General features: G+C 71.7%; 4 protein-coding genes. 2 read left to right on the top strand and 2 right to left on the bottom strand.

Annotated features, from left to right (window positions below; genetic code table 11):
- Together pknB and ACY45C_RS17555 are read left to right on the top strand one after the other, a co-directional pair.
- Positions 1–2,103: Stk1 family PASTA domain-containing Ser/Thr kinase (gene pknB, locus ACY45C_RS17560; RefSeq protein ID WP_462188643.1), on the top strand; the 2,103-nt coding region annotated here is incomplete at its 5' end.
- Between the two features lie 176 nt (positions 2,104–2,279).
- Positions 2,280–3,878: a DUF5667 domain-containing protein gene (locus tag ACY45C_RS17555; protein WP_462188642.1), complete on the top strand. Its 1,599-nt coding sequence runs from the start codon at positions 2,280–2,282 to the stop codon at positions 3,876–3,878.
- Here the strand turns inward: ACY45C_RS17555 and ACY45C_RS17550 are convergent.
- Together ACY45C_RS17550 and ACY45C_RS17545 are read right to left on the bottom strand one after the other, a co-directional pair.
- Positions 3,875–5,278 (bottom strand): class II 3-deoxy-7-phosphoheptulonate synthase, encoded by a 1,404-nt coding sequence (locus ACY45C_RS17550; protein WP_462188641.1) that lies wholly within the window; start codon positions 5,276–5,278, stop codon positions 3,875–3,877. The genes ACY45C_RS17555 and ACY45C_RS17550 overlap by 4 nt on opposite strands.
- A 144-nt stretch (positions 5,279–5,422) precedes the next feature.
- Positions 5,423–5,699: 6-phosphofructokinase (locus ACY45C_RS17545; RefSeq protein WP_462188640.1), on the bottom strand; the 277-nt coding region annotated here is incomplete at its 5' end.

Raw genomic sequence — 5,699 nt, 5'->3', positions numbered from 1 at the left:
GTCATAGGTCGGCTTCTCGACGGCCGCTACACGGCGCAGGAACGGCTCGCCGTCGGCGGGATGGCGACGGTGTACGTCGCGCACGACAACCGGCTGGACCGGCTCGTTGCCCTCAAGGTCATGCATCCCACTCTCAATCACGACCCGGAGTTCGTCACCCGTTTCCATCGCGAGGCCAAGGCCGTGGCGCGGCTCAACACCCCGCGCGTCGTCTCCGTCCTCGACCAGGGCTCCGACCACATCCCCGCCGGCCTGGTCAACTACCTGGTGATGGAGCTGGTGCGCGGCCGGTCGCTGCGCCAGCACCTGGGTGCCCGGGGCCGGCTCCCGGTCGCCGAGGCCATCGAGATCATCGAGCCCGTGATCGAAGCCCTCGGCGCCGCGCATGCCGCCGGCATCATCCACCGCGACATCAAGCCCGAGAACATCCTGCTCGGTGACGACGGCCAAGTGAAGGTCCCGGACTTCGGCCTCGCCCGTCCGGTGAGCCAACCCACCCAGGCACTCACCGGCGGAGTGGTGATGGGCACTGTCGGGTACCTCGCCCCTGAGCAGGTCACCCACGGCGTCGCCGACACCCGCAGCGACGTCTACGCCGCCGGTGTGGTGCTCTTCGAATCCCTGACCGGGCAGCTCCCGCACAGCGGCGCCACCCCGATGTCGGTGGCCTACCAGTCCGTCCACGGCGACGTGCCGGCGCCGTCCACCATGATCGAGGGCATTCCCGCCGAGCTGGACGGTCTTGTTCTCCGGGCCACCGCCCGCGACCCGGCGCGCCGGCCGGCCGATGGTGCGGCGCTGCTGGCGGAGCTGCGGCGCATCGAGCCGTTCCTGCCCCCGCAGGACGCCTACCCGAGCGGGTTCACCGGCGAGATCGAACGGATCGGGTTGGCCGAGCGGCCTCCAGGGGCTCGGGATCCCGGGTACACCCAGGATCCCGGGTACACCCAGCCATTCCAGGCCGAGGACTACGACGACTCCCAGGGCGCCGGGGCGGGGGCCGCCGCGGAGCGCGCGTTCGCCGGTGCCGGGCCGGGCCAGCCAGGCACCGGCGCGCTCTATCGATCCGCCTCCCCGCCCTCCCCGACCGCCACGGCCTATCTCGGGGGTGGTGGCGGGCGCGGGCGGCGACGGGCCGCCGCATCGCCACGCTCCCGGGGGCTCATCCCGGTCGTCGTCGGTGGCGTGGCCGTCCTGGTCCTGCTGCTCGGGATCCTCGCGTTCCGTTCCCTGTCCGGCGGAGGGACCGAGGTCCCGCTGCTGACAAACCTGAGCAGATCCGACGCCGAGAAGATGCTGCGCGACGCCGGCTTCCAGTTCACCTACCTCGACCCGGTCACCAGCGCCACGGTGCCGGTCGGCCACGTCTCCCAGCAGGATCCCCAGGACGGGTCGAAGGTCGACAAGGGCGCGCTCATCACCCTGCGGCTGAGCTCCGGGCCCGCGACGGTGCGCGTGCCGGACCTGGCGAACCTCACCGAGGCCCAGGCCAAGGCCCGGCTGGCCGAAGTGAACCTGACCCTCGGCGGCCTGAGCCCACAGTCCAGTGACACGGTGCCGGCGGGCCATGTGATCGGTACGAACCCCGGGGCCGGCACCGCACTCAAGCCGAAGGACAAGGTCGTCGTGATCACTTCGACGGGCCCCGCGGCGAAGCCGGTGCCGGCCGACATCATCGGCAAGTCGTTCGAGGAGGCCAGGGCCGAGCTCGTCGGCCTGAACATCGGCCTCGTGGTGCAGCGTATCGGTGCCGTGAACGACGCCGTGCAGCCCGGTCAGGTCTTCGGGGTCTCTCCCGACGTGGGGCAGCCGATCTCACCCGGCGGCACCGTCACCCTCACCGTGGCCGAGGCCGGCAGGTTCGACGACGACGACGGTTCCGGGGGCGACGGCAGCGGGATCCAGGTCCCCGTGCCGAACGTGGTCGGGAAGAGTTACCGGGAAGCCGAGAACATCCTGCGGCGCCGGGGGTTGAAGATCGACCGTATCGGCTGGATCGGCGGGCCGGGCGACCGGGTGACGTCGCAGTCCGCCCAGGCCGGGGCCAAAATCGAAAAAGGAAGTACCGTGCACGTCAACACAACGTGGGACCCCCTCGGCTGAGCCGCCATCCCCCACCAGGTTGATCACATTGTGCGACGAATCGTGCGGCGGGCGAGAGATCCGCGACCGGTTCCCCGGGGGACGACGGCGTGAAGGCAGCGCGTGGTCGTGGCCGGTGGCCCGCCGGCTCGCGGCGGCCGACGTCTCAGTGGTGGCGGGGGTCGTGGTGGCGGGGCATGGCCGGCGGTGGGCGGGGGGCTGAGCGGGTCGCCGACCTGCTGGACGGACAGCGCCCCTCGCACGACGAGACCGACGTGCGGCTGATCGACACGGTGGCGGCCCTCCGGGACCTGCCGTCGCCGCGGCTGCATCCGGCACGGCGCGCCGCCCTGCGCGGACAGCTGTTCGCCGCCGTCACCGGCTCCCCGGCGTGCGATCCCGTCCGTTCCCCCGCCGCCGGTTTCCCCGGCACCTCCGTGAGGAGCCACGAGACCGAGGCCCGTCCCACGAGAACCCGTCCCACACGCGCGTCTCCCGAGAGCGTCGATCATGAACTGCCGGGAAACGACCCGGTCGACGCGCGGTGGGTACGCCGGACCGGTGCCTCCGGTGTCTCCGGCCGGGGCAGGATGGCCCGGGCCGCTCGACCACTGCTGGCCGGAGCACTCACCGCCGCCGTCACCACGGCGGCCCTCGCGGTCAGCTCGGGAGACGCGCTGCCCGGCGACACCCTGTACGGCGTCAAACGACAGGTCGAAGAGCTCCAGGTGTCGCTAGTCCGCAATCCGGTCGAGCGGGCGAAGACCCGGCTGGGCATGGCCGGCACGCGGATGAGCGAACTGCGCACGATCACGGTGAATGACAGCGGGGTAATCGCCCCGGAAACCGGTGCCGGCGCCCCGGAGACGAGCCTCCGGGTGCCGGTGGTGAACCCCACGGCCATCGCCGCACCACCGGCCATCGCGATGTCACCTGCTGCGGTGTCACCCGCTGCGGGGACGTGGTCTCCCGGTCCCCGCACGCCCGCCGTCCCCGGCAGTGCCGGCAGATCCGATGGCCCCAACGCGCCGGGCGGCCCGCCCGGCCCCGGCAACGGGGACCGCCCCGACCCCGCGCTGGTCAACGCGCTGCTGCGGGACTGGCTCGCCGAGGCACACGCCGGCACGCAGGTGCTGCTGGCCCGGGTCGCCGCCGGGGACGCGGACGCCTGGACCACGGTGAACGCCTTCACCACCGAGCAGTCCCGCGGGCTGAAGAACCTGCTGAGATCGCTTCCCGTGGGCTCGGTCGGACCGGCGCATGCGGCTCTGGATCTCATCGACGACGTCAGGCGCAGGCTTGGCCCGCGGGCACCAGCGCCGGTCCAGGCCCCCTCACCTGTCCGCCCGATCTCTCCGATCGTGCCGGCCGGTGACGCGCTCACCACCCCGCCCTACGTGGCGCCGCTGCTCTCCGTACCTCGGCCCACGGCGACCGGGGCCACCGCCGCGCCCGCCCTCAGCACTCCCACCCCCAGCGGCGCCGACACCGGCTCGCCAGGGCCCCCGAGCCCGGCGCCGGGTGGTGCCACCAGCGGAACGACCACCCCAACCACCGCCCCGACCCTGGCCCTGGCTCCCGCCACAACCCCGGCACCGTCATCGGCGTCGGTCCCCGCCTCACCAGAGCTGATCATCACCGAATCAGCCAACCCGCCCGGCAGGCGGGGCACCGACGCGGCTCCCGCCACGACCCCGGCAGACGACACGACCGCCTCCGATGCCACGCCGACCACGGTAGGCGCGCCCTCGCCGCAGAGCCCCCCGGACGGGGTGCCGACGCCGGGATCCCGTTAGCCCACGAGGGCCACGGCGCCGCGTTCTCCCCGGGTGTTCTGCAGCATCTCGGCGACGAGGAAGGCCAGTTCCAGCGCCTGCCCGGTGTTCAGACGTGGGTCGCAGGCGGTCTCGTAACGGCCGCCGAGGTCGTCTTCCCCGATGAGTTCGGCCCCACCGAGGCACTCGGTGACGTTCTCCCCGGTCAGCTCGATGTGCAGGCCACCGGGGTGGGTGCCCAACGCCTTGTGGACCTCGAAGAAGCCGAAGACCTCATCGAGGACATCATCGAAGTGGCGCGTCTTGACGCCGCTCACGTCACGGGTGTTGCCGTGCATCGGATCGCACGACCACACCACGGGCGGCCCGGCAGCGTTGACCTTCTCGATGATCGAGGGCAACGTGTCCCGGACCCGCTTCGCCCCCATCCGGGAGATCAGGGTGAGCCGGCCGGGGACATGGTCGGGGTTGAGCCGCTCGGCAAGCTCGAGGACCTCGTCCGGGCCAGCCTTCGGCCCGATCTTGCAGCCGATCGGATTGCCCACCCGGGACAGCAGGTTGACATGGGCACCGTCGAGGTCCCGGGTCCGCTCGCCGATCCAGATCATGTGGGCGGACAGGTCGTACGGATCGCCGGTGGCGTCCTCGATCCGGGTCAGAGCACGCTCATACTCCAGCAGAAGGCCCTCGTGACTCGTGAACAGCTCGACCCCGCTCAGCGCGGCGGTCCGATCGAGGTCGATGCCACAGGCGGCCATGAAGGCGAGGGCACGCTCGATGTCCGTCGCCATCACCTCGTAGCGGCGACCCGCCGCGGAATCCCGCACGAACGCCTTGTTCCACTCGTGGACCTTCGACAGGTCGGCGAAACCGCCGGTGGCGAAGGCCCGCACGAGGTTCAGCGCGACTGCGCTCTGATGGTAGGCGGCGACCATCCGCATCGGATCGGGCCGCCGCGCGGCGGCCGTGGGCGCGATGTCGTTGACGGCGTCGCCCCGGTAGGAGGGCAGCCCGGTGCTGGCCTCGATGTCCGCGGACCGCGGCTTGGCGTACTGCCCGGCGATGCGGGCGACCTTCACCACCGGCGTGCTCGCACCATAGGTGAGGACGACCGCCATCTGCAGCAGCGTCTTGACCTTGTCCCGAATCTTGTCGGCGGTGTTCGCCACGAAGGTCTCGGCGCAGTCACCGCCCTGCAACAGGAACGCCTCGCCCCGAGCAACCAGCGCGAGACGGTCGGTCAAGGACCGAACCTCGGGCGCGGTAACCAGCGGGGGGAGGGCCGCAAGCTGGTCGTAGGCGGCTCTCAACTCTGCCGGGTCAGGCCAGGACGGCTGCTGCTTGGCCGGAAGGGTCCGCCAGAGATCCAGTACGCTCACGACACCAGGGTACGGGCCCAGTCGAGTTCGGGCGGTCACCATCGCCCGACATTTTTCCGGGGAATCGGCATCTTCCTTCGGACAGGCATCCGCCCGGGAATCGGCACCCAGCCCTGGCTCCCGGACCGGGATTGGTTCCCGGACCGGGTCCGGCCCGACGGCCCGCCCCTTCCCTGGTCAGCCGGGTCAGCCGAAGAAGATCTCGGCCTCGTGGTAGAGCTCCTCGGGCACCGTCTTGAGCTCACGGGTCGCATCCTGCAGCGGAACCCGGTCGATGCGGGTGCCGTGCAGGGCGACCATCACCCCGAAGTCGCCTTCGTGCACGGCGTCGACGGCGTGCAGTCCGAAACGCGTCGCGAGCCACCGGTCGAAGGCCGTGGGCGTGCCGCCGCGCTGCAGATGCCCGAGCACCGTGGCACGCGCGTCACGACCAGTGCGGGCGCGGATCTCGGTCTCCAGGACC

It is taken from the genome of Frankia sp. CcWB2 (assembly GCF_977927585.1).
The sequence above is the reverse complement of the archived record's forward strand: the minus strand, read 5'-3'. Positions and strand labels throughout refer to the sequence as shown.